Here is a 24,933-nt window from a genome sequence, read left to right as displayed (position 1 = left end):
AGCAGGCTGGGAACGCTACCGAAACTGGAGGAACTGTCGGTCGTCGCTGCGGTCGCCGACAGCCGGGTAGATGATGATAACGTTCCCATCCGTCGCTGTCGCAATCTCCGTTGGAAGCGTTCGAAGCGCCGACTGCCAGCCCATCGTTCCGCGACGGGCACTCATCGGGACGACGAGCGCCGTCTCGTCGACGTCTTTGCGAAGCCGAGTCGAGACGTCATCCCAGTTATCGACCCGTTCGAAGGTCGCGGGAACGTCCGGTTCGACCAGTCCGAACAGTCGCTCGAACTGCTCGGGGTTCCCATCGACAACGATTGCCCGGATCGGCGCACCGATCTGTTCTGCAAGATGCTCGACCGTGTGGACAGCCTCGTAGAACCCGTCGTTGTGATCGATCCCACGCGGGAGGATAACGACGATCTCACTCGTCGTGTTCAGCGGTTGCCGGACGTGTGAAACCAACACGAGCTGTTCCGACTGTGTCAGAATCCGATCGATTACGTCGCCGAAGAGACGCTGGTGGCGCGGCGTGCCGTCCCAGCCGATGACCAGCGTCGTGATTCGGTTCTCGAGGGCAGCCCTGACGATACCCGACGCGACGTTGCTCTCGACGCGAGTGTGGCGCTCGACGGGCACTTCAGCGCCGGCAGTGTACGCTGCTGTCTCCTCGAGTGAGTATTCGATTGCAGCGACTTCGGCCTCGGCTCGAGCGCCCGGCTGTGCGATGCTGACCGTGTACAGCGGCTGTTCGTCCGCTGCTTTCCGAACGATCATCGCGAGATCGAGGAGTCGATCACGGTACTGAGAGTCACGTGAAAACGGGACCATGACTCGCTGTGGTGCGGTTCGTGGATCGTACTCGGTGTGCGCTGAGATGCGGACGATCGCTCGCCCGTAGCGATCGACGACGGCGGGACTGATGACGCTGACGGCGAGGATCATCAAGACGACGGCGTTGAGCATTGCCTCGCCGAACAGTCCTGCGTCGAACCCAATGAGAACGATCGCAAGCGCCGCTGCAGCCTGGCCGACTGACAGTCCGAACATGACCATCGTCTCCGCCATAGAGTACCCATAGCGCCACGCCGTCAGCCAGGCTGCGGCGTACTTCGTCGTGAGGACGAGCCCGATGAGCGCGGCGGTGATCGACAGCGTCTCGAGTCCCGCAGTCAGGATGCGAACATCGACGAGCATGCCGACCGACAGCAAGAAAAAGGGGATAAACAGGGCGGTTCCGACGAACTCAATTCGGTTCATAAGCGGGCCGCTTTCTGGGATGAGCCGGTTGAGGACTAGGCCGGCGAGGAACGCCCCAACGATGTGTTCGACGCCGGCGAGTTCCGCGAGCGAGGCACAGACGAACAACACGGCCATCACGAACAGGAATTCGACATAACTCTCCTGGTCGACCGTCCGAAAGAACCACCGTCCGATCCGGGGGACGAGCAGCCAGACACCAACGAAAAAGAGTGTGAGTCCGACCGTCAACTCGAGCCAGAAACTGGCCCCGAGGTCGCCTTCCGCGCCGGCAATGACGATGGCAAGCACGAGCAGCGCGAGCGTGTCGGTGATGATCGTGCCGCCGATCGTCGCCGTGATGCTTTCGGTTTTCGCGATCCCGAGCTGGCTGACCACCGGATACGCAAGCAGTGTATGGGACGCGAAGATGGCTGCAAACAGGGCTGCGGTCCCAACAGAGAGCCCAAGCACGTAGTAGCCCACGACCGTTCCGACCACCTGTGGGATGACAAACGAGAGCAGTCCAAAGACGAGGCTCCGATATTTGTACTCGATGAACTGGGAGAGGTTAATTTCGAGACCCGCAACGAACATCAGATAGACGATGCCGACCTCACCGAGCAAGATGATCGTCTCGTCGCGCTCGAGCACGCCGAGCCCGTTCGGGCCGATGACTGCCCCAATGAGGATAACGCCGATGATCCCCGGCAGTCGGTATCGGTCCAGGACGAGCGGGGCGATCAGAAAGACGATCATCGCCAGTCCGAAGATGAGAATCGGATCGGTGACTGGAAGCGTCAGAAACGGCGCCATCAGATGGCGCTCCTGTCAGCAGTGCCCGTACGGGACGTGGATCTCGTATCCGCGTTCGTCATTGGGCGTCGAGCACGACAGTCTCGCTTACTCGATCGTCGAGTCGATATCAGCGATGTCTTCGGGATCGACCGAGTCACCGGGCTCGCGAACGACGTACACGTCGTAGCGCTGGTCGTTTGCGACCGGGCTTCCAACACTCGACTGCGGTGCGATCACGGAGCCAGCGTTCTCCGAACCGATGAAGACGACCGACGCTTCGACCTCGCCTGCGACTCGCCGAATTTCGCGGACGACATCCGTTGTGGACGTCGACGTCGGTTCGTCGGAGCTGACACGCTCAGTCCGGACCGTCGCCTCCGGGGCAACCTCTCCGGCTCGCGTTTTCATTCCCGCTTCGATCGCCTCGAGATCGAACGGTTCGCCCGCCGTAATCCAGCCTCGCTCTCGCGCGTACTCGTCGTCGTCGGGAATGACCGTCAGTACGACGACTTCCTCATCGAGCAGGTCACCGAACGTGGAGGCCTTCTTGAGAGCGTTTTGTGCCAACTTCGAACCATCGAACGGGACGAGTAGCGTCATACCTGTATCTCATACGACAGTGGAAGTAAATGTTCGGTCTTCGACAACCCAGAACGGCGTCGTTTCATACGGTCTGCTGTACCGATGTAGAGCCGATCACCGACTCCGTCTCTGGTGAGCGGCGGTAATTGACGGCAGCAGACCATATCAGGCCGGTTCGTCAATCAACATGACTGGGCGAGTCGTGGATCTGACGACACGATCTGCGGTGCTCCCGAGAAGTGCGCGCCGGAACGACGAGCGGCCGCGGGCACCCATCACGATCGCATCTATATCTTGTTCATTCGCGTATGCGAGAATCTCTTCGTATGGGACACCCGTCCGGACCTCCGTTTTGACCGTCACGCCGGCCTCAGTCGCAGTTTCTTCGAGCGTCTCGAGCACGCTGGTGGCCTGCTCGCGCTGTCGTCGCCGGACCTCTTCGGGGTCGACGATCGCGTTGTCGTACTCGGTTCGACTCTCGAGGACGGCGATCCCGTACAGCCTTGCGTCGAACTGTCGGGCGAGTTCGACTGCGTGGGCGATGGCCTCGCGTGCCGCGTCGCTCCCATCAATCGCGACCAGAATCGACTCGTACATGCGTCTTCATACAGGATACTCCCAGTAAGTCCTGTCCTTGTTACCGGACCCGACCCCCCGAATCGAAACCTTGTAGCACTATATGATTGGATTCGTACGTTCACGTATGACTGAGGAAGTCCCGGTCAGGCGCACGGATCTCCTTATCCTGATGATCGTTTCGATCGTTGGTGGCGTTCTTCTGGCGTCACTGATCGTCACACCAACGCTCTCCACGCAATTTATCAGTACGATTTTCCTCGGCATGATGCTGTTGGCGTTTTTCTTGTTCATTCCAGTGATGGGAGTTCGACTGTTTCTCGACGACTGGAACGACGAGTAGTCGCCAACGGCGCTGATCGTCCGGAACAGGTCCTTTGCCTGCTCGGTGTCGACAGCGGTCTCTTGTCTGGCACCCGCCCGGGGAGCGACGACCGACTCGAGTGGCTGATCAGCTCTTGTCGGGCATCGTCGAGTGACGCGCGGTCCCTTTCATATCGGCTCGCTCCGACGGCGGCGGGGCCATTGTCGAGTAGCGGGTTCCGCTGCCACCGGACGTGCCGCGGTCCTGGTTTGATTCGAGGTCGATATCGAGCAATCCGTCGTCTTCGTCCGCGTCAGCTTCGTCATCGCTCGCTTCGTCCTCGCTGTCACTCTCCGCTTCCCCGTCGACGGCGTCGGCGCTCGCCTCCTCGAGTCGGTCCCGGAGGTTCTCGAGGTCGTCACCGATCCCGTCGAACGAGGACTCCATTGCCGATCGAAGCTGCTCGCCGAGCTCACTGGATGTCTCTGCTCTGCCAGCATCGGATTCGCCGCTGGCCGACGCGTCGTCACCGTCACTCTCGAGGACATCGTCGAGGCCACTGGCCTCGCTCACGGTCTCAGCGGCCGACTCGATCGTCTCTCGAGCGCTATTGTCATCGCTTTCGGACTCGTCAGTTGTGTCCGCTTTAGCGTCGGTCTCCGATTCGGAGTCGTCGCCTTCCGCCTCGTCGCCGATCGATTCCCGTAACTCGCCGACGGCTCCCTCGAGCGTCTCGTCATCGCCCCGGTCGGCGAGTTTCGAGAGTGCTACCAGTCGCTGTAACTCCTCGACGTGCTCCGGGTCTCCCTGCGTGATCGCCTCGGGAACCGAATCCGGTTCGGTCCCGTCCGGGAGCGTGTCTAGGCCGACTGCCTCGAGCAGGTCGTCCGGACTGGCGGACTCGAGCAGGTCGTTCGCCTTCGCCGCGGTCTCGAGCAGGTCCGTCTGGGCCGCTTCGTCGTCGTCCTCATCCGAGTCGCTCGTCTCGACGAGCGAGCCGCTGGACGCATCGGCCTCGCGCAGTACCTCGTTCACGTGTTCGCGTAGTTCTTGGCTCATCTGTCGTGTCTCGGTTCTGAACCCGCACTCGAGGCGGCGACCTCGATCGATTACTCGGCTTCCGCGTCCGCCTCGTCCGCCGATTCGGCGTCCGACTCGTCGTCCGTCACCGCCGCGACGATTTCGTCGGTCATCTCCTCGCGGCTGAGGTTTGCCTTCACACCGACGTCCTTTGCGACCGATTGCAGATCGTCGTAGGACATCACCCCCAAAAAGTCCGTGAGCGTGTCTTTCCGGAGCCCTTCGAGATCCTCGGCCGACGTTTCGGAGTCGTCTTCGCCATCACCCTCGGCGTCCGGTTCGCCGTCGCCTTCATCCGCCGCATCCTCCTCAGCGTCCGGTTCGCCGTCGCTTTCATCCGCCGTGTCCTCCTCAGCGTCCGGTTCGCCGTCGCTTTCATCCGCCGCATCCTCCTCGGCATCCGATTCGCCGTCGCCTTCATCCGCCGCATCCTCCTCAGCGTCCGGTTCGCCGTCGCTTTCATCCGCCGCATCCTCCTCGGCGTCCAGTTCGCCGTCGCCTTCCGTCTCGGCTTCGTCGTCCTCCGTCATCTCGTCGTCCCCAGATTCGTCCGCATCGTCCGTGAGGACATCGTCGAGTCCGCTGGCCTCGCTTACGTCCTTGGCGGCCGACTCGACCGCCGCTCGAGCACCGGACTCCTCGCTTTCTTCGTCGGCTTCGTCGCTCTCTGCGTCGGTTCCATCCGCCTCGTCCGCAGATTCCTCTCCGTCGCTCTCGAGGAGTCCCTCGAGACTACTCCCTTCGGTCGCGCCCTGTGCCAGCGATTGGACCGATTCCTTGGCGCCGTTTTCGTCGACCGTCTCGCGGAGGGCGTCACGGATCGCCGTCGTGAGCTCCGACTGCAGCTCTTGGCGGTCTTTTTCGGCTTCGATCCCCTCGGCGATCGTCTCGTGGATCGCGCGGCCGATCGATGACCCCAGTTCCCGTCCCGCTCGAGCGCCGAACTCGCGACCGACCGCGGCACCGATCTCGCCACCATCGATACCGTCTTCGATGGAGCCATCGCCGAGCAGATCGGTTACCGCGACCTGATTGCTCACCTCCTGGGCAACCAGCTGTTTCAACCCGGCGTCACTCATCGAACTCACCTCGAGGCGGAACGTCCGAACAGTCGGCGTACAGTTGATACAATGACATGATTATCCCTCCTCGTCAGTCGTTTCGTCTTCGTCTGCGGTCTCAGCGTCGTCAGCGTCCGCAGTTGTGTCGCTTTCCCCCTCACCTTCTGCGTCGTCGCTGGTGTCTTCAGCTTCCGCTGCCGTTTCGTCCTCGTCTTCAGCTTCCGCTGCCGTTTCATCCTCGTCTTCAGCTTCCGCTGCCGTTTCATCCTCGTCTTCGGCTTCCGCTGCTGTTTCGTCCTCGTCGGGACCGAGCAGTTCCTCGACGACCAGCTCACCGATCGTCCGGCCGACGGATTCGCCGACCTTCCGTCCGACGAGTGCGCCGACCTGGCCGCCGAGTGCTTCTCCGAGCGGCTTCTCTTCGTTGATTTCGTCTTCCCACTGGGTTCCCTCGACGAGCTCATCGACATCAACGTTCTCGGCGATCTTTCCGTAGTCGATCCGCTGGGTCACTGATTCCGATTGCTCACTCATAATTACGCCTCCGCCTGTGACGCTGCGTCAGACTGGGCGTCTGACTCGACTTGCTCGCGATCCGGCTCGAGTTGCTCGATCAGTTGCTCGATTACCTGGCTGACGACCGTCGCCACGAGGTCTTCGAGCGGGAAGCCTGGGATGAGCCCGAGTACCTGCTCTTTCAGCCAGCTCCAAGCAGCAGCGATCCGACCACTGGACTCGTCGGCCGTCTCTTCTTTCGATTCGGTCTCAGCGTCCGGTTCCTCGGCAGCGGTTTCCGATTCGTCACCGCCAAGACCGAAGAGTCTGCTGAGCAGTTCCTTTGGCTTGCTCGCCAGTCCGCTGAGGAGCGCTTTCGGTTTCTCCAGCAGGCTGCTGAGCAGTTCCTTCGGCTTGTCTATGAGTGACGACACTGCGTCCGAGAGTCCGCCAGCGCCATCGAGAAGGCCCGTCACTGCAGACAACAGGTTCCCGAGCAGGTTGTTCTCACCCGGACGAGCCGAGACGTCGAGCGTCACCGGGTTCAGGTTCACCTCGAGGCCGAGCAGATCGAGAAACAGCCCATCGAGATCGAGATGGAGGACGCCGGACGTGTCGTCGTCTTGGTAGACATCCTCGGCGTCTTCGACGTGGTACTCGTCTTCCTCCTCGGCTGCTTCCTCTTCGGCCGCTTCTTCCTCGGCCGCTTCCTCCTCGGCTGCTTCTTCCTCGGCCGCTTCCTCCTCGGCTGCTTCTTCCTCGGCCGCTTCCTCCTCGGCTGCTTCTTCCTCAGCCGCTTCCTCTTCGGCCGCTTCCTCTTCGGCCGCTTCTTCCTCGGCCGCTTCCTCCTCGGCCGCTTCCTTCTCAGCCGCTTCCTCTTCGGCTGCATCTTCCTCAGCTGCTTCTTCCTCAGCCGCTTCCTCTTCGGCTGCTTCTTCCTCGGCCGCCTCCTCGTGGGTATCCGGCTCCGCCTCGGCTGTCTCCGCTTCAGACGTCGATTCACCGTCATCGCCCTCCTCGCTCTCGTCTTCTGCTGTCATCTCGGCCTGCCCGCCGTCGGTCATCACCTTCTTGTCCGGCGATCTCGCCTGCGTGTCGACGTGGCGGTTCTTCGTGCAGGCACGGACCACCACGGGATCCGAACAGTCTTCAGATCCATCTTGTTCTTGGCTCGGTGTCATTCTACGAAAACCAAACGAGAGTCGGCGTTGTGGGGATTTGCCTTGCGTGTGCGACGGCAACACGGACACCGCTCTGTAGCCCGAACACGCTCTCGGCGAGATACCGTGGCAACAAGAATTATCGAAAACCTATAGTAACAACTGAAACTGGTTGCACACCGATCGCACGACCGCTGTGCGATCGGGTGCGCACTGACGGTCAGTGGCTACTATACTCAACCATGTGACTGCCTTACTCGAGCGACCCGACGCGAAGCGCGTACTCGCCGCGCCGGTCGCCCTCGTCGTGATACTCGACAGGCTCTTCGATCGCCGCGATGGTCCCCCCGTCGACGGCTGCAGCGGTCGCGACGCCCTCGAGACGCTCGGTTCCGTGCGGGCCGGACTCAAGGTCGAACCAGCGAACGGCGTGGGTCTCGGGGTCGCGAACACGGAAGTTCTGGGCACACGGTGTGACGAGCGTGTCACCATCGGTGGCGAGTCCGTGGACGAACCCGCGAACCTGCGCATCCCACAGGAGGCCACCGTCGGCATCGAACGTCGCGATCCGATGCTCGTTCGGATGACGACCCTCGGTCTCGCGGCGCTCGAGGGCGTAGGTGTTCCCAGTGACGAACGTGACTCGGCCGTCGTTCGCGTAGACGTGGTTCGGGTACGCATACAGCGTCTCGCCGTCGGCCTCTGTTTCGGTCGCCAGATCGACGACCCAGCGCTCGGCCCCGCCAGAACCGAGCAGGTAGCCCCGTTTGTCGCCGTGACTCGAGACCGCGATCACGTCGCCGTCGAACGAAACGTCGCCGACGCGTCGATCGCCGTCAGTGCCGGGATCCCAGGTCCACTCGAGATCGCCTGTGTTCGCCTCGAGAACGACGAGCCCGTTGTCGTGGTCGCCCATGCAGCGATTGTAGCCGACGGCTAAGCGGTCGCCGTCGGCGTCGAGATCGATCGCGATCGGTGAGGCGTCGGTCTCGTACGTCCAGCGAACCGAGCCGTCGGGATCGAACGCGTAGACGGTGCTGTGCCACTGTCGACGCTCGCCGTCGCGCTCGTAGCGCCTTGCGGCCGCGTACAGTCGGTCCCCGTCCATCTCGAGCGAGACGACGTAGGGCAGGTAGAAGACGCTGTCTTTGACCGCAGTGCCGATGTCCGCGGCAGTATCGTACTGCCAGCGTTGCTCGCCCGTCTCGGCGTCGTAGACCGCGATCGCTCCCGCTTCGCCGCGACCCGCGACGACGACGGCACCAGCGCTGGCGGCCGTCTCATCGTCCGAAAGCGTCGTAATCCCGACGGCGTGATCCGGATGGGTAACGGTCCAGCGGAGCTCGAGGGAGTCCGCCTCGCGGGCGGTTACGGTTCCGTCCCACTCGCCGGTGACGACGAGATCGTCAGTCGTGGCGACCGCAGAGCGAGTCCACATGTGCCGGCTGCGAGCCGGTTCGAGCTCGCCAAGCGGTCGTCGGTGGAGCGATTGCTCGTGCTCTGGTTCGGAGCCAGCGGTTCCAGCCATGCTCACTCCTCGACCGGGAACGTCTCGTGGAGGGTGTCGTGGGCCTCACCCATCCCGTCGACGATGCTCTCGCCCTGAACACTCAGCCGCTCGACCGCACGCTCTGCGTTGCGGACCTCGAGCAGTCGACCCCGGGTGTAATCGTACTCGGGGTCCTCGCTATCCATGGCTGCGACTTCCTCCTCCAAGTCGACCAGCGCCGCATCGAGGTGGCGCTGGATCTCTGCAAGGGTGTCGGCCTCAACGAGGCCTTCGATGGGGCCCTCGAGATGGCCCTCGAGTTCTTTCTCCGCGTGCTCGCGGGCGCTCTGGTCCCCGACGCCGAGGACGTTCATCAATCCGAGTCGTACCGCTTCGATTTCGTGACAGCTCATATATAGTTTTGTAATTTCGTGGTCGTAGGTTGGTCGTGTGTCTATGCGTCTGCTACAGCGTCTGGTCGACGAGGTCGCTTACGATGCGGTCCCGATCCAGGTGATCCGCAACGAGTCGTTCGGCATCTTCGGCTGCGACGTCGCCGTACCAGATCCCGTCAGGGTAGACGGCAACCATCGGTCCGTCGCCACAGCGACCGAGACAGGACGACCGCGTAATGCGGGCATCGCAGTGCTCTGAGTCGCGAGCTTCCTGGCGAAGGCGCTCGAGCACCGCGGGCGAACCCATGTCGGCACAGGTCCGGTTCGTACAGACCATGACGTGCTTTTCCGGCGCATCGTGGGTGTGTGGTTCATCGTCGACGTCATCTCGATCCGCGTGGGCGTCCTGATGAGCCAGCGCCCGGAGCATGGCCCGCGCGCCGCCGACGTCTTCCTCGTACCCCTCGAGGTCGACTTTGTACTTGCACGTGTCACAGGACATCTCGACACTATCGGTGCGAGCCTCCTGCCAACGGTCGGCAAAGACGTCGAGCAGTCGCGAGTCCGTGCCAAGTGGGTCGCCCGCAAGTGCGTCGACGTAGGGGTAGTCGTCGTCGAACTCGGCCGTCCAGTCCCGGACTCGCTGGGTGAGGACGCCGTCGCCGAGCATGTACGGCAGGACGACGACCGCGTCGGGGCGGTGTTTCGAGAGGCCATGTAAGGTATCCTCGAGCGTCGGCTCAGTGACGCCGATAAACGACGCTTCGACGCGGTCGAACGCGCGGCCTTCATACAGCAGTCGGGCCAGCTTGTGGACGTCGCCGTTTGCATCCGGATCGCTCGAGCCACGCCCACAGACGACGACGGCAACGTCGTCGTCGGTGCGGTCGACGCCTAGTTCTGCTTCGACCGACGCGGCTCGCTCATCGAGTAGATCCAGAATCGCCGGATGGATGCCCAGATGCGCGCCGTTGTTGAGTTCGACGTCATGGGTCGCCCGGGCCTGTTCGATCGCCAGCGGCACGTCGTTTTTGACGTGACTCGCAGCGAACAGCGAGCAGTGGACGACAGTTACCTGTGACGTGACGGCTGCGAGTTCCGCGATTGCGTCATCGATCGCCGGCTCTGCCAGCTCGAGAAACGCTGCATCGACCGGAATCCCCAGTCGTGACTCGAGGCCGGCAGCGAGCTCTCGAACCTGTTCGTTCGACTTTGCTCGACGGGAGCCATGCCCCACCAGGAGGACGGCCTCGTCGTCGAATGCGGACGTGGATCTGGAATCGTCGGGTTTGCTCATCAGTTGGTGGTATGGTTGGATACTGAACGCTGTTCGAACGGCCCTGGTTACTCGCCGTAGCCGTCTGCCTGCTCGATGCTCCGCTCGAGTTTTCGACGCCGGCTCGGCGCGAACAGGCCAGTTGCCTCGCAGCCTTCGTAGAGCCACGTTCCAAACTCGGGGACGGCATCGTCGTCGACGCCGAACCAGTAGCCGCCCGAGGACGTCTCCGAAAGCTCGCCGACGAGTGTGTCGATCGGACAGTCGGCGAGCAGTTCCTGTGTCGCCTCGAGCAGCGCGCGGTCGTCGTGGACGAACGAGATCCCGACGGTGCTACTCGAGGACTTGAAACAGATCGTGCCACAGCCCTCGAGCAGGCCGCGAAGGAGTTCGCGATCGTGACTCGAGAACGCCCCAAAGCGGTAGTTTCCGCGGCCGTCGACGGGCAGCGAGAGTGCGGTGGTGCGACCTAACAGCTCCTCGCTATCCTCGTCCGTGCCGATCGAGAGCGTGTACTCGTCTTCGGTACGCGTGATCGACGTGTCGTGGGCGTACTCGCGGCTGCTCGTCTCGTGGTCGATGTCGCCACCTGCAATCGCGGCGAGCACCTGCGCTGCGTGCTCGTCGGTGGTGACGACCTCGAGATGCTCACGGCGTTGCCGTTCGCTGTCCGTGGTTCTCGCTTCGCTCCGAACCACGCGCCCACTGCCGGCGACATGCCCCCAGAAGTACGCGGTCGCGGGGTGGCCGGCGAGCGGGTCCGATGGGACCGCGATCTCGAGATCGCCGTCGGTCGACAACTCGCTGTCGCTCATTCGCCCACCTCCTCAACGATAATCGCGTCCGTCGGGCAGGCTGCCGCGGCCTGCCGAGCCTCCTCAATGCGGTCGTCGTCGAACGTCGCGACGACCCGTTCATCGGTGTCGGTGACCTCGCCCTCGCAGTCGTAGACCGGATCCGCGGTCGGGTCGATCGTCGCGAGACCGTCCGTACCCTCGATAAATCGCGGGTCGCGGGTCAGGCAGGCGAAGATCCCGTCGCAGGCGTCCTTTTCGATGGTGACTTCGTAGCGTGGCATGGTCAGTAGTCGTACTTCGTCTCGTAGCCACGCGGCGTGACCATCCGGTCGTCCCAGACGTAGGTGTCCTCGGTGCCGACAACGATCGTCGTCGTCATGTCGATAATCTCACTCTCACCCAACTCCTCGAGTTCGCTGAGTTCGGTGATCATCACCTGCTCGTCCTCGCGGCCAGCGCCGTGGACGATGCCGACTGGCGTGTCTTCGTCACGGTGAGTCAGCAGGATCTCACAGCACTTCTCGAAGTTCTCCCGGCGTTTGCGGCTCCAGGGGTTGTAGATCGTGATCGTGAAGTTTTCGCTCGCGACCGAGTGCAGTCGGGACTCGATTTCGGGCATCGGAACCAGGTGGTCCGACAGCGAGACCGAGACGGTGTCGTTCACGAGGGGAGCACCCAGCCGAGCCCCACAGGACTGGGCCGCCGGCACGCCGGGCACGACCTCGAAGTCGACCATCGACGCCGTCGCGCCCTTGGACTCCAAGATCTCGAGGGCCAGCCCTGCGAGCGCATAGACGTTAGGGTCGCCGCTGCCGACGATCGCCACGTCGTTGCCCGCGAGCGCGCGGTCGATCGACTCCTCGGTCCGCGAGACTTCGCCACACATCGGCGTGTCGTAGATGTCGTCGGCTTGCTCGGTGATCTCGTCCGGAATGAGTTCGATGTAGGTGGTGTAGCCGACGATGTGGTCGGCCTCGTGCAGGGCGTCCTTGGCTCGTTTGGTCATCCCCTCCGGATGGCCAGGGCCGAGGCCGACGGCGATCAGCTGGCCGGGCTCGGCGTCGAAGTCCTCGATCGTCGCGCCGACTTCCTGCTCGTTCGACTCGTCGTCGGAACTCGAGGCCCCGCATTTGGAGCTACTCGAGGACGAGGAGCTGGAACTCGAGGCCCCGCATTTCGAACTCGAGTCATCGGTGGTCTCGCTCGATGAGCCACCGCATTTGGAGCCACTCGAGGATTCTGTTTCCGTGTCGGTCGTCGAAGCGCCACAGTTCGATGTCGATTCGTCGTCAGCGTCCGTGTTAGTGTCCGTACTCATTGGTGTCGTGGTGATTGGTAGTCAGAAATCGTCGACGTCACGCCCGCCGCGCGGGGTGACGAGATATGTTCGGTCGTCGTTGCGCCAGGTGTCGGTCTCGTGGTTGCCGATGATCAGCGAGGTGCCCATCCCCGAGACCTTGTCGTCGTGGTCGGCTGCCTCGCCGAGGCTGGTGATGAACTGGCTCTCGCCGTTTCGGCCGGCATCCTCACGGCCAGCGTCGTTGACGATGGCCACGTAGGCGTCGTCGGTCCGCTCCTCGCGGACGATCTCGACGGCCTTCTCGTAGTTTCGCCAGCAGTTGTAGAGGACGATCACGAAGTCCGAAATTGCCGCTGCGCGCAGTTTCTCTTCGATCTCGTCCCAGCCGCGCCACTTATCAGACAGCGAGATCGTACAGAAGTCGTTACACAACGGCGCGCCGACGTTCGCCGCGCCGCCGAGTGCTGCCGTGAGGCCGGGAACGATTTCGATCGGCACGTCCGTCGCGCCCTCCTCTTCGGCCATCTTGAAGATGAGATCCGATTTGCCGTAGACCGACGGATCGCCGCCCGAGACGTGGGCGACGTCTTTGCCCTCGCGGACGTAGTCGAACGCCGCGCGAGCGAGTTCGATCTGTCGACCCATCGTCGAGCGGACGATCTCCTGTTCGAACCCATCGTCGCGTGTCGCGAAGCCGTCGTCGTCGACGGCCTCTTTCGAGGGCAGCGTGCCGTCGTCGCGCAGGAACTCCTGATAGAGACTCGAGGCGATGACGACCTCCGAGGACTCGATGACTCGCTTTGCCTTTGCAGTCATGTGATCTGGCAGCCCGGGTCCGATGCCGACGACGTAGAGGGTGCCGTGGTCGTCAGGAGTGCCGTTGGCCACCGAATCCGAGGTGTCGCTCTCGGAACTCATCGCCCGATCGCCACCGTAACCTCGTTTTCGTAACCGATCTTCTCGAGGACCAGTTCCTGTTCGGCCCCGCCGGCGATCGCACTGGCCTCCGAGACGCCGGGCCAGCCGATCAGCTCCTTCGATTTCGACGGTGTCGGTCCCTCGTGTTCAAGCAGGGTTTCCTTGTCAAACGCAACGACGCCGAGATCGAGTTCCTGGGCCGCCTCGAGCAGCCCCGGTTCGTCTTCCTTTCGAGTCGCCGTCGCGACGAACTCGACGTCGTCGAAGTCGTAGTCGGTCTGCTCGAGCGCGCGTTCCCAGGCGGCGATGAACGACTCCGTATCGGCTCCGGAGACGCTTCCAGTGCCAATGACGCAGCCCTCGCCTTTGTTGCGCTTGAGAACGGTGACGTCGTCGCCGACGAGGACAGCCTTGGGGCCCTCGAGTCGGGCAACGGGGCCGAGGTTGTCGTCGAGGACGGCGAGATTCGTCTTCACGGTCGAGTCACCGTTGACGACGTGGGTGTCCATCGCCTTCGCGCGGGATTCGACTCCCTGTTTGCCGGCGGCCTCGCTCGCGGTGGTCATCGCCGGGATCGCCCCCATCGTCGCCAGATCCTGTGCGACCTGGTTCGCGCCGTGGTGGCCACCCGTGATTGGGATCGCCCACGTCAGTTCCTCGTCGACGACACAGATCGCGGGGTCGTCCCACTTGTCGTCTAACAGATGCGCAGTTTTGCGCATTGCAATTCCGGAGGCCATCAGGCCGATAAAGCAGTCGTACTCGCCCCAGTGTTCCTCGAAGACGTCACCGTGGTACTCGATGATCTCGATCGTCTCGTAGCGATCCTCGAGCTCTGCTTTGATCTCCTCGGCGGTATCCATCTTGCGCCCGAAGGAGATGATCGCAATCTCCTCGGCGACTTCGCCGTCCGAATCCGGCGTCGAACAGTGGCCGCCCGAATCCGTATCCGTACTCGAGTTGTCGTCGTCAGTGCTCATGATTAGTCACTCTCGGCTTCGTCAGCGTCGTTTGAACCGCGATTCGCCCAGTCACCGTAGAGGAACGAGCGCTCGTAGCCCGCACCAGTCACGGCGTCGCCGATGACGACCATCGCCGACGCACGGTAGCCCGCCTCCTCGACTTTGTCCGCGATCGTCCCGATGTCGCCGACGATGACGTCCTCGTCAGGCCAGGAGGCGTGGTAGATCACTGCAACGGGCGTCTCGGGGTCGTGGTCGTCCGCGAGCAACCGATCCATCGTATCGCGAACGGCGTGTGTCCCGAGGTAGATACAGGTCGTTACGTCGCCCATCTCCACGAACTCGGAGATGTGGTCTTCTTCCTCAGTCAGCGTCTTGCCCTGTGGCCGAGTGAACGCGACGTGGTTCGAGACCTCGTTGAGGGTCAGTTGGGTCCGTAGCGTCGCGCTGGCCGCGAAGGCCGACGTGACACCCGGCACGAAGTAGGTCGGCACGCCCTCGTGCTCGAGTGCGTCCATCTGCTCGAGTGCGGCCCCGTAAATCGCGGGGTCGCCACTGTGCAGGCGGACGACGTTCTCGCCGTCCTCGTAGGCGTCTCTCATGAGCGGAATAAGCTCCTCGAGGTCCTTGCCGACTGAGTTCACGAGTTCGGCGTGGGCGCAGTACTCGTCCAGCAGTTCGCTGTTGACCAGCGACCCCGCGTGGACGACGAGGTCGGCCGCCTCGAGCAGTTCCTTCCCCGCAACGGTCAGCAGCCGCGGGTTGCCGGGACCAGCGCCGACGAACGGAATGCCGTCCTGTTCGTCGCCGGCGTTGTGGTCGAAGATCCGGTCGTCGAGTCCCTCACGGCGTCGATCGCCCTGTGCGTCGATCGCCTCCTGGGGATCGCCACCGTCAGGTCGCAGTTTCGGTTCCGTCTCGGTTACTGTCTCCGTCGTCTCGTCGGGTGGTGTCGTCTCTCCCATCAGTACCAGTGTTGTTCACAGTCGCCATGTTCGAACCCTTCCGACCGCTCGAGTTCGTGCAGTTCGCTTCCAAGTCCGACCGGCTCACCGGCCGTGGTCGTCTCCGCTCGAGTGCTCTCGTCGCTTCCGGTGTCGCTCTCGGCTGTCCTCGAGGACAGTCCTGTCTCGTCTTCGGTGCCAGACTGGCGCTGGAACGCCGCTGTCGCCTGCTCGATCTCGAGGGATTCCTTCTCGGCGTAGGCAAGCGTATAGTAGTCGCGCTCGTCGATCTCCTCGGGATCGTCAGTGATGATCGTCTCGCCTTGCTCCATGAACAGTCGGCGGCCGTAGGTCACCTCGTAGCCAGCGTCGACGAGGCCGTCGTGGGTCGCAGGCGCGTCGGTGACTTTGAACAGGATCATCCGATCCGGCCCTGTCGGGCTGGCCCCATTTGCGGCCTCGCGAAGCGAGAGTCCCGCGCCGGCTTCGATCTCGACGCCCATTGCGGTCGCGAACGCAGTGACCGCACTCACACCGGGGACGATCTCCAACTCAACGTCGGGATGGAACGCATCGATCGTCCGGCGCAGATGGCCGAACGTCGAATAGACGTTTGGATCACCGAGCGTGACGAAGGCGACGTCGCCGTCGCGTGCGTTCGGGGCGATCTCTGCGGCGGCCTCCTTCCATGCCGACCGCAGCTTTTCCTCGTCTCTCGTCATCGGGAAATCCACATCCCCGATCTTCGACTCGTCGACGTGCTCGAGGGCAACAGTTCTCGAGAGGCGACCCGGTGAGTAGACGACGTCACACGCCTCGAGAACCTGTTTTCCACGAACAGTCACGAGATCGGCTTCACCGGGGCCAAGGCCAACGCCGTAGAGCGTCATCGCTGATCCCCTCCGTTCTTCGAATCGCCAGCGACGGTTCGGCCGCTGTCGGAGCGTTGCTCCGACAAGGATCTCTCACCGCCGTCGGCAGCGACCGTTTTGCCGTCGTCGTCCTCGTCGCTCGGCGTCGCGCTCCCGACCAGCATGTAGACCGGGTTGTCCGAGTTGAAACTCGTCGCGCCGGCGAGTTCGTAGCCGTGGCTCACCTGGAACTGGACGACCTCCTCGAGAATCCCGCGTTCGCGGAAAGCCTCGGTCGCCTTCCCGGCAACCTCGAGCCGCGAGACGTTCATCACGACGCGATCGATTTCGGTGTCGACAGCGTGATCGAGGACGGCCTCGAAGTTTCGACTGCCGCCCAAAAAGAGCGCGTCAGCGTCGTCAGGAAGCCCCGCGGGCGCTTCCACGTTCCGGAGGTCGACGTCGGCCCGGGTCGCGTCTTCGTTGGCGGCCAGATTCTGCTCGGTCGTCTCGAGCCGTTCGGGTTTCCGCTCGAGTGCGGTCACCCGCGCGGCCCGCTGTGCGGCTTCGATCGTGATGGCTCCCGTACAGGAGCCAACCTCCGCGAAGTGGTCGTCGTCCTCGAGTGCGAGTTTCGAGTGGACGACGGCCCGAACCTCCGGCTTCGTGGGTCCGGCCTTCGCGTCGTATGGCAGCGCGATGGGTGGCATCACCCGTGGCAACAGCGGCCGCCCCTAAAACAATTTTGTTTGTTGTAGCCCAACTCCGATTGCCCAGGGGTAGTTGCGGTAGTCCAATCGCTATTGGTCAGCACAGCATAACGTCCAGCAGCGTTGCGTTCACACTTCAGAGGCCCACAGAGAGCGCTCGTCCAGTAACTGAACCGACACCACTGCCACAGTCACGGCCGAGAGGGGGCAGTCAGCGACCGTCGGGGGACGAAAGAACGGGCTGCGGTCCCACGAAAGAAGCCGCTCGTCACCGCTCGAGGCGCTCGAGGAACCGATCGAACGCCCCGCTTTCGGGGTGGACGTGGACGTAGGTGCCAAGCGAGTTGTACTCGGTCAACCCGTCGTGGCCGCCGTCGATCCCGTCGCCGCGCACCGTCTCGAAGGCAAAGCGGGCGTCGGCGTCGACGTCGGCACTCGAGTAGTGAAACTCGTGGCCCCGAATCCGGTCGCCAGCGTTGGCCGTCAGCGTCCCCTCGGTGGCCTCGAGTTCGACGTGGTCGAGCGCCTGATAGCGGTCGTGCATCGTCACGTCCGCTGGCAGGATGCCAGCCATCTCGCTCGTCTCGCCCTCAGCCGTCGTCAACGACTGGCTCATGGCCATCAGTCCCCCACACTCGCCGAGTACCGGGAGTCCCTCGCTGGCCAGCGTTCCGAGTTCGGCGAGTGTGCCGGCCGACTCGAGTTCTGCGGCGTAGAGTTCGGGGTAGCCACCGGGCAGATAGACGCCGTCGCAGTCGGGGACGGAGTCGCCCGCGACAGGCGAGAACGTCACCAGCTCGGCCCGTTCGCGAAACCGCTCGAGCGTGGCTGGATACCGGAAACAGAAGGCAGCATCGTCGGCGACAGCGACCGTCGCGTCGACAGGATCGGCAGCGCTGGTCGGTTCCTTGGGCGCAGACGGTTCGTCTGCAACCGCGGCCAGTCGCTCGGCTGCAAGCGATTCGGCGGCCTCCCGCAGCGCCTCTCGCGGGAGTGCAGCCTCCGCGCCCATCTCGAGGCCGAGATGGCGGTCCGGAATCTCGAGGTCCGGGTTTGGCGGGATCCGTCCGAAAAACTCGAGGTCGTCTGGCAGCGCGTCGCGGATCCCCTGCTCGTGGCGGCCGCCGTGGGCGCGCTGGGCGACGATGCCGGCGACATCGATGTCGCGGCCGATGGTCTCGGCGTACTGTTGGAACCCAAGCGCTGTCGCCGCGACGCTTTCCATTCCTGCTTTGGCGTCGACGACGAGCACCACCGGGAGATCTAGCGCTTCGGCGACCATCGCCGTACTCGAGCCGTCGCCGTCGTAGAGCCCCATCACGCCCTCGACGACGCAGATAGCGGGGGACGACGTCCCTCGGGTAGACGGGTGTGACCCGTCGGCGTCGCCCTCGCCGCGGGCGTAGTTCCGCCGGAGCCCGTCCTCACCGCAGAGCCACAGATCGAGCGTGCGAGAGGGTCGGCCGGCGATCGCCTCGTGGTGGCTCGGATCGATGAAATCCGGGCCTGCTTTGGCGGGCTGGACTGCGTAACCGGCGTCCTCGAGTGCCTGGATAATCGACAGCGTCGCGACCGTTTTCCCGACGCCGGAGCTGACGCCGCCGAGGACGAATCCGTTCATCATTGTAGTTGCGTTCGGACAACTGAACTTGAATCCGTCGGTGATGCTGGGACCGTCGTTTGCTATAGTAGCCACTGAACGTCAGTGCGTACCCGATCGCACGACAGCTGTGCGATCGGTGTGCAACCAGTTTCAGTTGTTGCTATAGGTAGCCAGCGAGAGGCGCTGTTGACTGTCACAACGTCGTCGATCGGACGACGGGTCGATCAAGCGGTCTCGTGGCTGATTCGGTCAGGTTCGTCGCCGCCGTCGACGCTCGATCTGCCAGCCACAGCGCTTGATGGAGTCCAACACCGCGTTGGAGGAAACGCTGACCCCGTCTCACGCCGCCGTGGCCAGTCACCGAAACGACGGCAACACCGACTCCTCGTAGAACTCGAGCAGTCCCGCCTGATCAGGGCCGATCTGGTGGACGTAGACGTGATCGTAGCCAGCGTCGATTGCCTCCTCGATGCTGTCGATGTGGGCCTGCGGGTCGGGATCGGTAACGGTTCCGGCCTCGGCGATGTCCTCGCGGTCGACCAGCTCGGCCGCCTGCTCGAAGTGGGCTGGTGTTGGCAACACCTGTGGGAGCTCACCCGGCAGCGAGCCGTTGGGCCAGTACTCGTGGACGGTGTCGATCGCATCCGCCTCAGTTTCGGCGTAGCAGACATGCAGCTGCGTGTACGTGGGCCCGTCACCGCCGGCATCCTCGTAGGCGTCGACGACATCCGCTTGTGGACCGGAACACCAGAGCCCGTCGCCGTGGTCGGCGGCCCACCGCGCCGTCTGCGGGCCGAACGCGCTTGCGATCGTCGTCGGCTGCTCGTCGGGAACGGTGTACAGGCGTGCGTTCTCAACCGTGAAGTGCTCGCCGTGGTGGCTCGTGGTCTCGCCCGTCCAGAGCGCTTGCATGAGCTCCATCGCCTCCGTAAGCATCTCGAGGCGGACGTCGTGTTCCGGCCACCGCTTCCCGGTGACGTGTTCGTTCAGGTTCTCGCCGGTGCCGACGCCGAACGTGAAGCGTCCATCGAACATTTCGGCGACGGTCCCAACGGCGTGGGCGACGTTGAGCGGGTGGATCCGGAACGTGGGACAGGTGACACCGACACCGACGTCGATCTCGTCGGTTGCCGCCGCAATCCCACCCAGCGTCGACCAGACGAACGGCGACTCACCTTGCGCCGAGACCCAGGGATGGAAATGATCCGAGATCGAGACGAACTCGAACCCCGCCTCCTCGGCGTGGCGGGCGTTCTCGACGAGTGCTGTCGGGCCGTGCTCTTCGCTCGAGAGGGCGTATCCGAGTGTTGTCATACCCGGCTCGCTACGACGACAAAACCGGTAACGATTGAGCCTGCAAGGGCAGGAACGCGCCCGTGAGGGGGCTGTGGTGTGTCGGGGACGAGATAAAAAGGCCGGATTCGGGATCGAACCCCTTACCCGCCACGCGTGGATAGCGCTCCGTATGGAAGCCGTAGTCGAGGCGACGGACGTACGAAAGACCTACGGCGAGACGGTCGCGCTGTCGGGAGCGTCGCTGTCCGTCAAGGGTGGCGAGGTCTTTGCACTGATCGGCCCGAACGGGGCCGGGAAGACGACACTCGTGCGCGCGCTGACGGGAACGACTGAGCCCGATTCGGGGCGGGCACGTATTATGGGCGACTCGCCGATGGCTGTCGACCGCAGCCGACTCGGCGTGCTCCCACAGAACTTCTCGCCGCCGGATCGACTCAGCGCCCACGAGCTGATCGCGTACTATGCAGGGCTGTACGACAACGCGCGTGATCCGGACGACGTGCTTGCAGACGTCGGCCTCGCCGATACGGGCGAAACGTGGTACGAGGATCTTTCGGGTGGCCAACAGCGTCGAGTCTGTGTCGGCGCGACGCTGGTCAACGATCCAGACGTCCTCTTTCTGGACGAACCGACAACGGGGATCGACCCCGCCGGTCGACGGACGGTGTGGCGACTGATCGAAGACCTCGCCGCAAGCGGAACGACGGTCCTCCTTACGACCCACGATATGGCCGAAGCCGAACGGCTGGCCGATCGCGTCGGCCTCCTTGCCGATGGCTCGCTTATCGCCAGAGGAACCCCCACCGAACTCGTCCGCGAACACGGCGGCTCGAGTCGGCTGACGATCGAGACGGCCGCGGGTCCCGACGCGTTCGCCGACCTCGAGTACCCGGTTAACCGGCCGGAACGTGGTCGAGGCCAAACCACAGACGGCGCCGTTGTCGTTCGTGACATCGATCCAGTGGCGATCGCCACTGTCGTCGACTATCTCGAGCGTCACGACCTCGAGTACACCGGGCTGACGTGGTCCGAACCCAACCTCGAGGACGTCTATCTCGCGTTAGCCGACGGGACGGAACTCGAACGGACTGACCGCGCAGATGAGACGGACGATGGGGCGGATCTCCAACAGACGGGTGAGACGGCATGAGCCGCCTTGGTCGCGTCCGTGCTGAAACCAGCGCTGGATGGCGCTCGTTCGTTCGACGCCGAACGGCGGTCTTCTTTACGTTCTTTTTCCCAGTGATCCTGATCGTCATCTTCGGCGCGCTCGTGCGAACGGATCCGGCTGGCGGTGGACTGTTCGCGGAGGAGCCAGCGTACTACGTACCCGGCTATCTCGCCGTCGTCGTGCTCTTTACGCCGCTGTCGCGGATGGGCAGTGAGGTCGCCCGCCACCGCGAGGGGAACCGCTTCGAGAAGCTCGCGACGACACCGCTGACCCGCGGCGAATGGCTGCTCGCTCAGACTGCCGTCAACGCCGTGATCATCGGCCTCGCGAGCCTGCTGATTCTCGGCCTGGTGATCGCGCTGACGGGTGCCGAGATCGTCTTCACGCCGATCCTGATCGTCTACGTCCTCATCGGCGTCATCTGCTTTTGCGGTATGGGTGCGATTCTCGGGAGCTACACCGACTCACAGGACGGTGCGATCGCTGCCAGCAACGCCATCGGGCTTCCCCTGCTCTTTCTCTCGGAGACGTTCATCGCCCTCGAGCAACTCCCCGGCTGGTTCGAGCCGTTCGTCAACCTCTCGCCGCTGACGTACTTCGCTCGCGGTGTTCGAGCAGCGACGTACCCCGAAGCCAGCGCAGCCGATGTGGCTGGTGTCGACCCTGTACTGGCAAATCTCGGGATTCTCGTCGTCGTCGCTGGAATCTTGTTTGCGATCGGTGCCCGGTCGATCCCGCGAACTGACTGACGTTCCGCTCGATCCGACTCGAGTGTTACGACGCAGTTATCGCGGTGTGTTCGCTTCTGTCTCGCCTACTACTGGCAGTGCAAACGAGAACGTCGCCCCGTCACCAGGTTCGGAGTCGACCCAGATCTGCCCGCCGTGGCGCTCGATGATGCGTTTACAGAGCGCGAGTCCGATGCCGCTTCCGTCGTGTTCGTTGGCAGCGTGTAGTCGGTTGAACAACCCGAAGACGCGGTCTGCGTCGTCGGGATCGATGCCGATACCCTCGTCGCTGACCGAAATCACCCACTTGCTGCCAGCACGGTGGGCCGAGACATCGATCCGCGGGGCGTTGTCCCCCGCGTATTCGATAGCGTTCGAGAGGATGTTCTGGAACACCTGCCGCAACTGGTTGCCGTCGCCCTCGACGCAGGGCAGCGACTCAGCAGTGATTTCAGCGTCGTGTTCTTCGATCTGAACGGCCAGATCTCTGCGAACGTCTGCGAGGACATCGTCCAACTCGACCGGTTCGAGCGGTTCGCCCCGTGTCTCGACACGGGAGAACTCGAGCAGCCCATCGATCATCTTTCGCATCCGTTCAGCGCCGTCGACGGCGAACTCGATGAACTCCTGTCCGTCTTCGTCGAGTTCGTCGGCGTACCGTTGCTCGATGAGTTGTAAGTAACTCGAGACCATCCGCAAGGGTTCCTGCAGATCGTGGGACGCGGCGTGAGCGAACTGTTCTAACCGTTCGTTCGATTCCTTGAGGGCGCGCTCGCGCGCCTTTCGGTGGGTGATGTCACGAGTGACGCCGACGCGGCCCGTTTCGCCGTTCATCTCGAGGGGGACGAACTTGTTTTGAACCGTAAGCGTTTCACCACCCGGTCCGGTGACGGCCGTCTCGAACTCGACAGAGTCGCGCTCACCGTCGACGAGTTCGCGCCACTCCGTCTCATCCGTGTCGACGAATCGGTCGCCGAAAAAGACCGAGCCATGGGACCCAACCAACGCTTCGCGTGTCTGTTCAGCGATCGATACGAACGCGTCGTTGACGAAGACGAAGGTGCCCTCGCCATCCGTGACGTAGACGCCGTCGTTGACGGTTTCGACGATCCGCTCGAACTGTTTGAGCCGATGTTCGCGCGCTTTTCGGTCACTGATATCCCTGAAGTACACCGACAGCCCCGTCTCCGAGGGGTAGACAGCCACCTCGAGCCAGGCGTCGGCCACGGGCGAGTACTCCTCGAACGTGATTGTCTCCTGCGTCTCCATCGCTCGTCGGTACTCCCGTTCGAACGTCGAGCCAACGGCACTTGGGTACTCCTCCCAGACGTTCTTGCCGACCAGTTCACGATCCTCGGCGTTGAGCAACTCAGAGGCGCGCTCGTTGACGTACGTGAAGTTCCAGTCCGTATCGATCGCGTTGAACGCGTCGGTGATCCGGTTGAGCATCTGCTCGAGTTCGCTCTCGAGGCGTTTTTGTTCGGTGAGATCTCTGAGCGCGTACACTGCGCCGTCGAACGTCCCGTCAGCGTCGAACAGCGGACTACAGTGGGCCGACAGCCACACTCGCGTTCCGTCCGGCTGGTCGATGCCGAGCACCTCGTCGTACACCGGTTCACCAGTTTCTTTGACGGTCGTAAACGGCAGCTCCGATTCGGACAGCGACTCGCCGTCTTCGTCGATGAGGCTCCACCGCTCGTCGTCGTGAACGTACGTCCGAAGCTCCTTGAGCGAGCGGCCGAGCAGTTCTTCGGCGCGGTCGTTCGCGAAGACGTTCATCCCGTCGGCGTCGATGAGCGTGATCCCGACCGGACTCGTCTCGAGGATCCGGTCTTTCAGGTTGCGTTCGGCTCGAAGCGCCGACTCGAGTTGCTTGCGTTCGCTGATGTCGCGAATAATCCCGAATCGCTTCGTTCCGCGCTCTGTCTGCTGGGTCGTAAACCGGTTCTCAACCGTCAGGCTCTCCATCCCGTTCGTGTCCGTCCAGATCGTTTCTTCGAACGTCGAGCTTCGTGTCCCGTCTGCGGCCTCGAGTTGGTTGGCTTCGGTCGATTCGAACGCGTCGCCGAACACGACAGAGGCGTGTTTCCCGCGTAACTCCTCGCGGGAGAACCCTGTCAACTCGGCGAAGGCATCGTTGATGAGTTCGAACCGACGCTCGTCGTCGAGCACATAAATCCCGTCGTAGACCGTTTCAACGATCGTCTCGTAGCGCTCGAGTGTCCGATCGCGAAGGAACTGCGCCGTAATGTCTTCGATGGCGAAGACGACGCCATCGAGGTCGCCGTGATCGTCGTAGAGTGGTGCGCCGTTGACCGAGATCCAAACGCGTTCTCCGTCCCGATGTTTCACGCCGCTTACCTGATCGTACAGCGGTGTTTCGGTGGCGATGATCCGTGGAAACGGCAATGCGTCTGCCGCTCGTGGCTCGCCGTCAACACCGATCTCATCCCACTCGGGGTCGTCGAATCTGAGGCCGTTGATCTGCTCTCTGCTCCGGCCAAAAATCTCTTCGGCACGGTCGTTGGCAAACTGCATCTCACCGTCGCTGTCGACGATAGTGATACCGATCGGGCTTGTTTCGATAATCGCGTCTTTGAGCGTTTCCTCCGCGTCGCGGCGACGGCTTACACGGTCGCGCTCGATGGCCGACGCAAGAACGTTCCCAACGGATTCGACGAACGCCGTCTCTCCCTCGTCGAACTCGCGTTTGCTCGTCGTGTATGCGCCGAGTACCCCCCACGGCTCCTCGTCCAGTCCGATGACGACACTGAGGCCACTGACAGCGTCGAGATCGCGAAGCAGCGCCGGTCTGGTGAACCGATCGTCGGTTCGCAGGTCGTCGACGACGACCGGCGTCGTCGCCTCGAGTGTGTACCCGAGTTGTGTATCCGAATCGACGGGAATCGTTGTTCGCCCATCATGTTCCTCGCTCCATCCATGGTCTGCTCGAAGCAAGAACTGACTGTCACCGGATACAAATTCGAGAACCGCGCACGTATCCGTCTCTAACGTCGTGGCCACCGTCTGTGTTGCGTCGCGAAACAGCGCCTCGAGGTCATCACACTCGAGTGCTCGACGGCCGAGATCAGCGACGGCCTGCTGCTGGCGAACGCGACGCTGGAGTGTCGCTTCAGTACTGGTGGACGACGGATCCATTTCGCTTGGGTTAGTCGCCAGATACGCCTAAAGGCTTCCCTC

At 63.1% G+C, this 24,933-nt stretch carries 24 protein-coding genes; 3 read left to right on the top strand and 21 right to left on the bottom strand.

The window, feature by feature from the left end:
- Positions 1–15: 15 nt before the first annotated feature.
- From ACERJA_RS03040 to ACERJA_RS03030, 3 genes are all read right to left on the bottom strand, one after another.
- The gene (locus ACERJA_RS03040) at positions 16–2,052 is read right to left on the bottom strand and encodes a cation:proton antiporter (RefSeq protein ID WP_373606820.1); all 2,037 of its coding nucleotides are present in this window, start codon (positions 2,050–2,052) and stop codon (positions 16–18) included.
- Between the two features lie 87 nt (positions 2,053–2,139).
- Complete coding sequence (locus tag ACERJA_RS03035; RefSeq protein WP_373606819.1) at positions 2,140–2,634, bottom strand: universal stress protein; 495 nt, start codon at positions 2,632–2,634, stop codon at positions 2,140–2,142.
- Positions 2,635–2,781: 147 nt separating this feature from the next.
- The gene (locus tag ACERJA_RS03030) at positions 2,782–3,213 is read right to left on the bottom strand and encodes a universal stress protein (RefSeq protein WP_373606818.1); all 432 of its coding nucleotides are present in this window, start codon (positions 3,211–3,213) and stop codon (positions 2,782–2,784) included.
- Between the two features lie 106 nt (positions 3,214–3,319).
- On the opposite strand from ACERJA_RS03030, the gene ACERJA_RS03025 reads away from it, so the two are divergent.
- Positions 3,320–3,535 carry a hypothetical protein gene (locus ACERJA_RS03025; RefSeq protein ID WP_373606817.1) on the top strand — a complete coding sequence of 72 codons (216 nt, stop codon included), beginning with the start codon at positions 3,320–3,322 and terminating at the stop codon, positions 3,533–3,535.
- Positions 3,536–3,643: 108 nt separating this feature from the next.
- Here the strand turns inward: ACERJA_RS03025 and ACERJA_RS03020 are convergent, their stop codons facing one another.
- The 17 genes from ACERJA_RS03020 to ACERJA_RS02940 form a co-directional block, all read right to left on the bottom strand.
- On the bottom strand, positions 3,644–4,555 hold the full coding sequence (locus ACERJA_RS03020; protein WP_373606816.1) for a hypothetical protein: 912 nt from the start codon (positions 4,553–4,555) through the stop codon (positions 3,644–3,646).
- A gap of 50 nt (positions 4,556–4,605) precedes the next feature.
- Positions 4,606–5,655 (bottom strand): hypothetical protein, encoded by a 1,050-nt coding sequence (locus ACERJA_RS03015; RefSeq protein ID WP_373606815.1) that lies wholly within the window; start codon positions 5,653–5,655, stop codon positions 4,606–4,608.
- A 60-nt stretch (positions 5,656–5,715) separates the two neighbouring features.
- Positions 5,716–6,171: a hypothetical protein gene (locus ACERJA_RS03010; RefSeq protein ID WP_373606814.1), complete on the bottom strand. Its 456-nt coding sequence runs from the start codon at positions 6,169–6,171 to the stop codon at positions 5,716–5,718.
- Positions 6,172–6,173: 2 nt separating this feature from the next.
- A complete protein-coding gene (locus ACERJA_RS03005) occupies positions 6,174–7,196 on the bottom strand; it encodes a hypothetical protein (RefSeq protein WP_373607446.1) in 1,023 nt (340 codons plus the stop codon).
- A 349-nt stretch (positions 7,197–7,545) separates the two neighbouring features.
- Entirely contained in the window at positions 7,546–8,820 is a 1,275-nt protein-coding gene (locus tag ACERJA_RS03000) for a PQQ-binding-like beta-propeller repeat protein (RefSeq protein ID WP_373606813.1), read from the bottom strand.
- A 2-nt stretch (positions 8,821–8,822) separates the two neighbouring features.
- Entirely contained in the window at positions 8,823–9,194 is a 372-nt protein-coding gene (locus tag ACERJA_RS02995) for a DUF3209 family protein (protein ID WP_373606812.1), read from the bottom strand.
- A gap of 52 nt (positions 9,195–9,246) precedes the next feature.
- Positions 9,247–10,473 (bottom strand): CbiX/SirB N-terminal domain-containing protein, encoded by a 1,227-nt coding sequence (locus ACERJA_RS02990; RefSeq protein WP_373606811.1) that lies wholly within the window; start codon positions 10,471–10,473, stop codon positions 9,247–9,249.
- 47 nt (positions 10,474–10,520) lie between these two features.
- Complete coding sequence (locus tag ACERJA_RS02985; RefSeq protein WP_373606810.1) at positions 10,521–11,267, bottom strand: cobalamin biosynthesis protein; 747 nt, start codon at positions 11,265–11,267, stop codon at positions 10,521–10,523.
- Entirely contained in the window at positions 11,264–11,530 is a 267-nt protein-coding gene (locus ACERJA_RS02980; RefSeq protein ID WP_373606809.1) for a ferredoxin, read from the bottom strand. The genes ACERJA_RS02985 and ACERJA_RS02980 overlap by 4 nt, the downstream gene beginning before the upstream one ends.
- A 2-nt stretch (positions 11,531–11,532) precedes the next feature.
- The gene (gene cobJ / locus ACERJA_RS02975; RefSeq protein WP_373606808.1) at positions 11,533–12,567 is read right to left on the bottom strand and encodes a precorrin-3B C(17)-methyltransferase; all 1,035 of its coding nucleotides are present in this window, start codon (positions 12,565–12,567) and stop codon (positions 11,533–11,535) included.
- Positions 12,568–12,588: 21 nt separating this feature from the next.
- Positions 12,589–13,467: a precorrin-3B C(17)-methyltransferase gene (locus ACERJA_RS02970; protein ID WP_373606807.1), complete on the bottom strand. Its 879-nt coding sequence runs from the start codon at positions 13,465–13,467 to the stop codon at positions 12,589–12,591.
- Positions 13,464–14,447 carry a cobalt-precorrin 5A hydrolase gene (gene cbiG, locus ACERJA_RS02965; protein WP_373606806.1) on the bottom strand — a complete coding sequence of 328 codons (984 nt, stop codon included), beginning with the start codon at positions 14,445–14,447 and terminating at the stop codon, positions 13,464–13,466. The genes ACERJA_RS02970 and cbiG overlap by 4 nt, the downstream gene beginning before the upstream one ends.
- A gap of 2 nt (positions 14,448–14,449) precedes the next feature.
- A complete protein-coding gene (locus tag ACERJA_RS02960; protein WP_373606805.1) occupies positions 14,450–15,394 on the bottom strand; it encodes a cobalt-precorrin-4/precorrin-4 C(11)-methyltransferase in 945 nt (314 codons plus the stop codon).
- A complete protein-coding gene (locus ACERJA_RS02955) occupies positions 15,394–16,263 on the bottom strand; it encodes a cobalt-factor II C(20)-methyltransferase (RefSeq protein ID WP_373606804.1) in 870 nt (289 codons plus the stop codon). The genes ACERJA_RS02960 and ACERJA_RS02955 overlap by 1 nt, the downstream gene beginning before the upstream one ends.
- Positions 16,260–16,934 carry a precorrin-6Y C5,15-methyltransferase (decarboxylating) subunit CbiT gene (cbiT, locus tag ACERJA_RS02950; RefSeq protein WP_373606803.1) on the bottom strand — a complete coding sequence of 225 codons (675 nt, stop codon included), beginning with the start codon at positions 16,932–16,934 and terminating at the stop codon, positions 16,260–16,262. The genes ACERJA_RS02955 and cbiT overlap by 4 nt, the downstream gene beginning before the upstream one ends.
- Before the next feature lie 268 nt (positions 16,935–17,202).
- Positions 17,203–18,555: a cobyrinic acid a,c-diamide synthase gene (locus ACERJA_RS02945; protein ID WP_373607445.1), complete on the bottom strand. Its 1,353-nt coding sequence runs from the start codon at positions 18,553–18,555 to the stop codon at positions 17,203–17,205.
- A 339-nt stretch (positions 18,556–18,894) separates the two neighbouring features.
- On the bottom strand, positions 18,895–19,851 hold the full coding sequence (locus tag ACERJA_RS02940; protein ID WP_373606802.1) for a TIGR03557 family F420-dependent LLM class oxidoreductase: 957 nt from the start codon (positions 19,849–19,851) through the stop codon (positions 18,895–18,897).
- Positions 19,852–20,002: 151 nt separating this feature from the next.
- On the opposite strand from ACERJA_RS02940, the gene ACERJA_RS02935 reads away from it, so the two are divergent.
- Entirely contained in the window at positions 20,003–20,983 is a 981-nt protein-coding gene (locus ACERJA_RS02935) for an ABC transporter ATP-binding protein (protein ID WP_373606801.1), read from the top strand.
- On the top strand, positions 20,980–21,753 hold the full coding sequence (locus tag ACERJA_RS02930; protein WP_373606800.1) for an ABC transporter permease: 774 nt from the start codon (positions 20,980–20,982) through the stop codon (positions 21,751–21,753). Before ACERJA_RS02935 ends, ACERJA_RS02930 begins: the two co-directional genes overlap by 4 nt.
- A gap of 36 nt (positions 21,754–21,789) precedes the next feature.
- On the opposite strand, the gene ACERJA_RS02925 is transcribed toward ACERJA_RS02930, so the two are convergent.
- Positions 21,790–24,891: a PAS domain S-box protein gene (locus ACERJA_RS02925; RefSeq protein ID WP_373606799.1), complete on the bottom strand. Its 3,102-nt coding sequence runs from the start codon at positions 24,889–24,891 to the stop codon at positions 21,790–21,792.
- Positions 24,892–24,933: the final 42 nt, after the last annotated feature.

It is taken from the genome of Natronorubrum sp. A-ect3 (assembly GCF_041821125.1).
GTDB lineage: Archaea > Halobacteriota > Halobacteria > Halobacteriales > Natrialbaceae > Natronorubrum > Natronorubrum bangense.
The sequence above is the reverse complement of the archived record's forward strand: the minus strand, read 5'-3'. Positions and strand labels throughout refer to the sequence as shown.

Bases quoted from the DNA above. Each gene is read 5' to 3' on its own strand.
- ACERJA_RS03040 (WP_373606820.1), bottom strand. From the start codon at position 2,052: ATGGCGCCGTTTCTGACGCTTCCAGTCACCGATCCGATTCTCATCTTC.
- ACERJA_RS03035 (WP_373606819.1), bottom strand. From the start codon at position 2,634: ATGACGCTACTCGTCCCGTTCGATGGTTCGAAGTTGGCACAAAACGCT.
- ACERJA_RS03030 (WP_373606818.1), bottom strand. From the start codon at position 3,213: ATGTACGAGTCGATTCTGGTCGCGATTGATGGGAGCGACGCGGCACGC.
- ACERJA_RS03025 (WP_373606817.1), top strand. From the start codon at position 3,320: ATGACTGAGGAAGTCCCGGTCAGGCGCACGGATCTCCTTATCCTGATG.
- ACERJA_RS03020 (WP_373606816.1), bottom strand. From the start codon at position 4,555: ATGAGCCAAGAACTACGCGAACACGTGAACGAGGTACTGCGCGAGGCC.
- ACERJA_RS03015 (WP_373606815.1), bottom strand. From the start codon at position 5,655: ATGAGTGACGCCGGGTTGAAACAGCTGGTTGCCCAGGAGGTGAGCAAT.
- ACERJA_RS03010 (WP_373606814.1), bottom strand. From the start codon at position 6,171: ATGAGTGAGCAATCGGAATCAGTGACCCAGCGGATCGACTACGGAAAG.
- ACERJA_RS03005 (WP_373607446.1), bottom strand. From the start codon at position 7,196: ATGACCGACGGCGGGCAGGCCGAGATGACAGCAGAAGACGAGAGCGAG.
- ACERJA_RS03000 (WP_373606813.1), bottom strand. From the start codon at position 8,820: ATGGCTGGAACCGCTGGCTCCGAACCAGAGCACGAGCAATCGCTCCAC.
- ACERJA_RS02995 (WP_373606812.1), bottom strand. From the start codon at position 9,194: ATGAGCTGTCACGAAATCGAAGCGGTACGACTCGGATTGATGAACGTC.
- ACERJA_RS02990 (WP_373606811.1), bottom strand. From the start codon at position 10,473: ATGAGCAAACCCGACGATTCCAGATCCACGTCCGCATTCGACGACGAG.
- ACERJA_RS02985 (WP_373606810.1), bottom strand. From the start codon at position 11,267: ATGAGCGACAGCGAGTTGTCGACCGACGGCGATCTCGAGATCGCGGTC.
- ACERJA_RS02980 (WP_373606809.1), bottom strand. From the start codon at position 11,530: ATGCCACGCTACGAAGTCACCATCGAAAAGGACGCCTGCGACGGGATC.
- cobJ (WP_373606808.1), bottom strand. From the start codon at position 12,567: ATGAGTACGGACACTAACACGGACGCTGACGACGAATCGACATCGAAC.
- ACERJA_RS02970 (WP_373606807.1), bottom strand. From the start codon at position 13,467: ATGAGTTCCGAGAGCGACACCTCGGATTCGGTGGCCAACGGCACTCCT.
- cbiG (WP_373606806.1), bottom strand. From the start codon at position 14,447: ATGAGCACTGACGACGACAACTCGAGTACGGATACGGATTCGGGCGGC.
- ACERJA_RS02960 (WP_373606805.1), bottom strand. From the start codon at position 15,394: ATGGGAGAGACGACACCACCCGACGAGACGACGGAGACAGTAACCGAG.
- ACERJA_RS02955 (WP_373606804.1), bottom strand. From the start codon at position 16,263: ATGACGCTCTACGGCGTTGGCCTTGGCCCCGGTGAAGCCGATCTCGTG.
- cbiT (WP_373606803.1), bottom strand. From the start codon at position 16,934: ATGCCACCCATCGCGCTGCCATACGACGCGAAGGCCGGACCCACGAAG.
- ACERJA_RS02945 (WP_373607445.1), bottom strand. From the start codon at position 18,555: ATGAACGGATTCGTCCTCGGCGGCGTCAGCTCCGGCGTCGGGAAAACG.
- ACERJA_RS02940 (WP_373606802.1), bottom strand. From the start codon at position 19,851: ATGACAACACTCGGATACGCCCTCTCGAGCGAAGAGCACGGCCCGACA.
- ACERJA_RS02935 (WP_373606801.1), top strand. From the start codon at position 20,003: ATGGAAGCCGTAGTCGAGGCGACGGACGTACGAAAGACCTACGGCGAG.
- ACERJA_RS02930 (WP_373606800.1), top strand. From the start codon at position 20,980: ATGAGCCGCCTTGGTCGCGTCCGTGCTGAAACCAGCGCTGGATGGCGC.
- ACERJA_RS02925 (WP_373606799.1), bottom strand. From the start codon at position 24,891: ATGGATCCGTCGTCCACCAGTACTGAAGCGACACTCCAGCGTCGCGTT.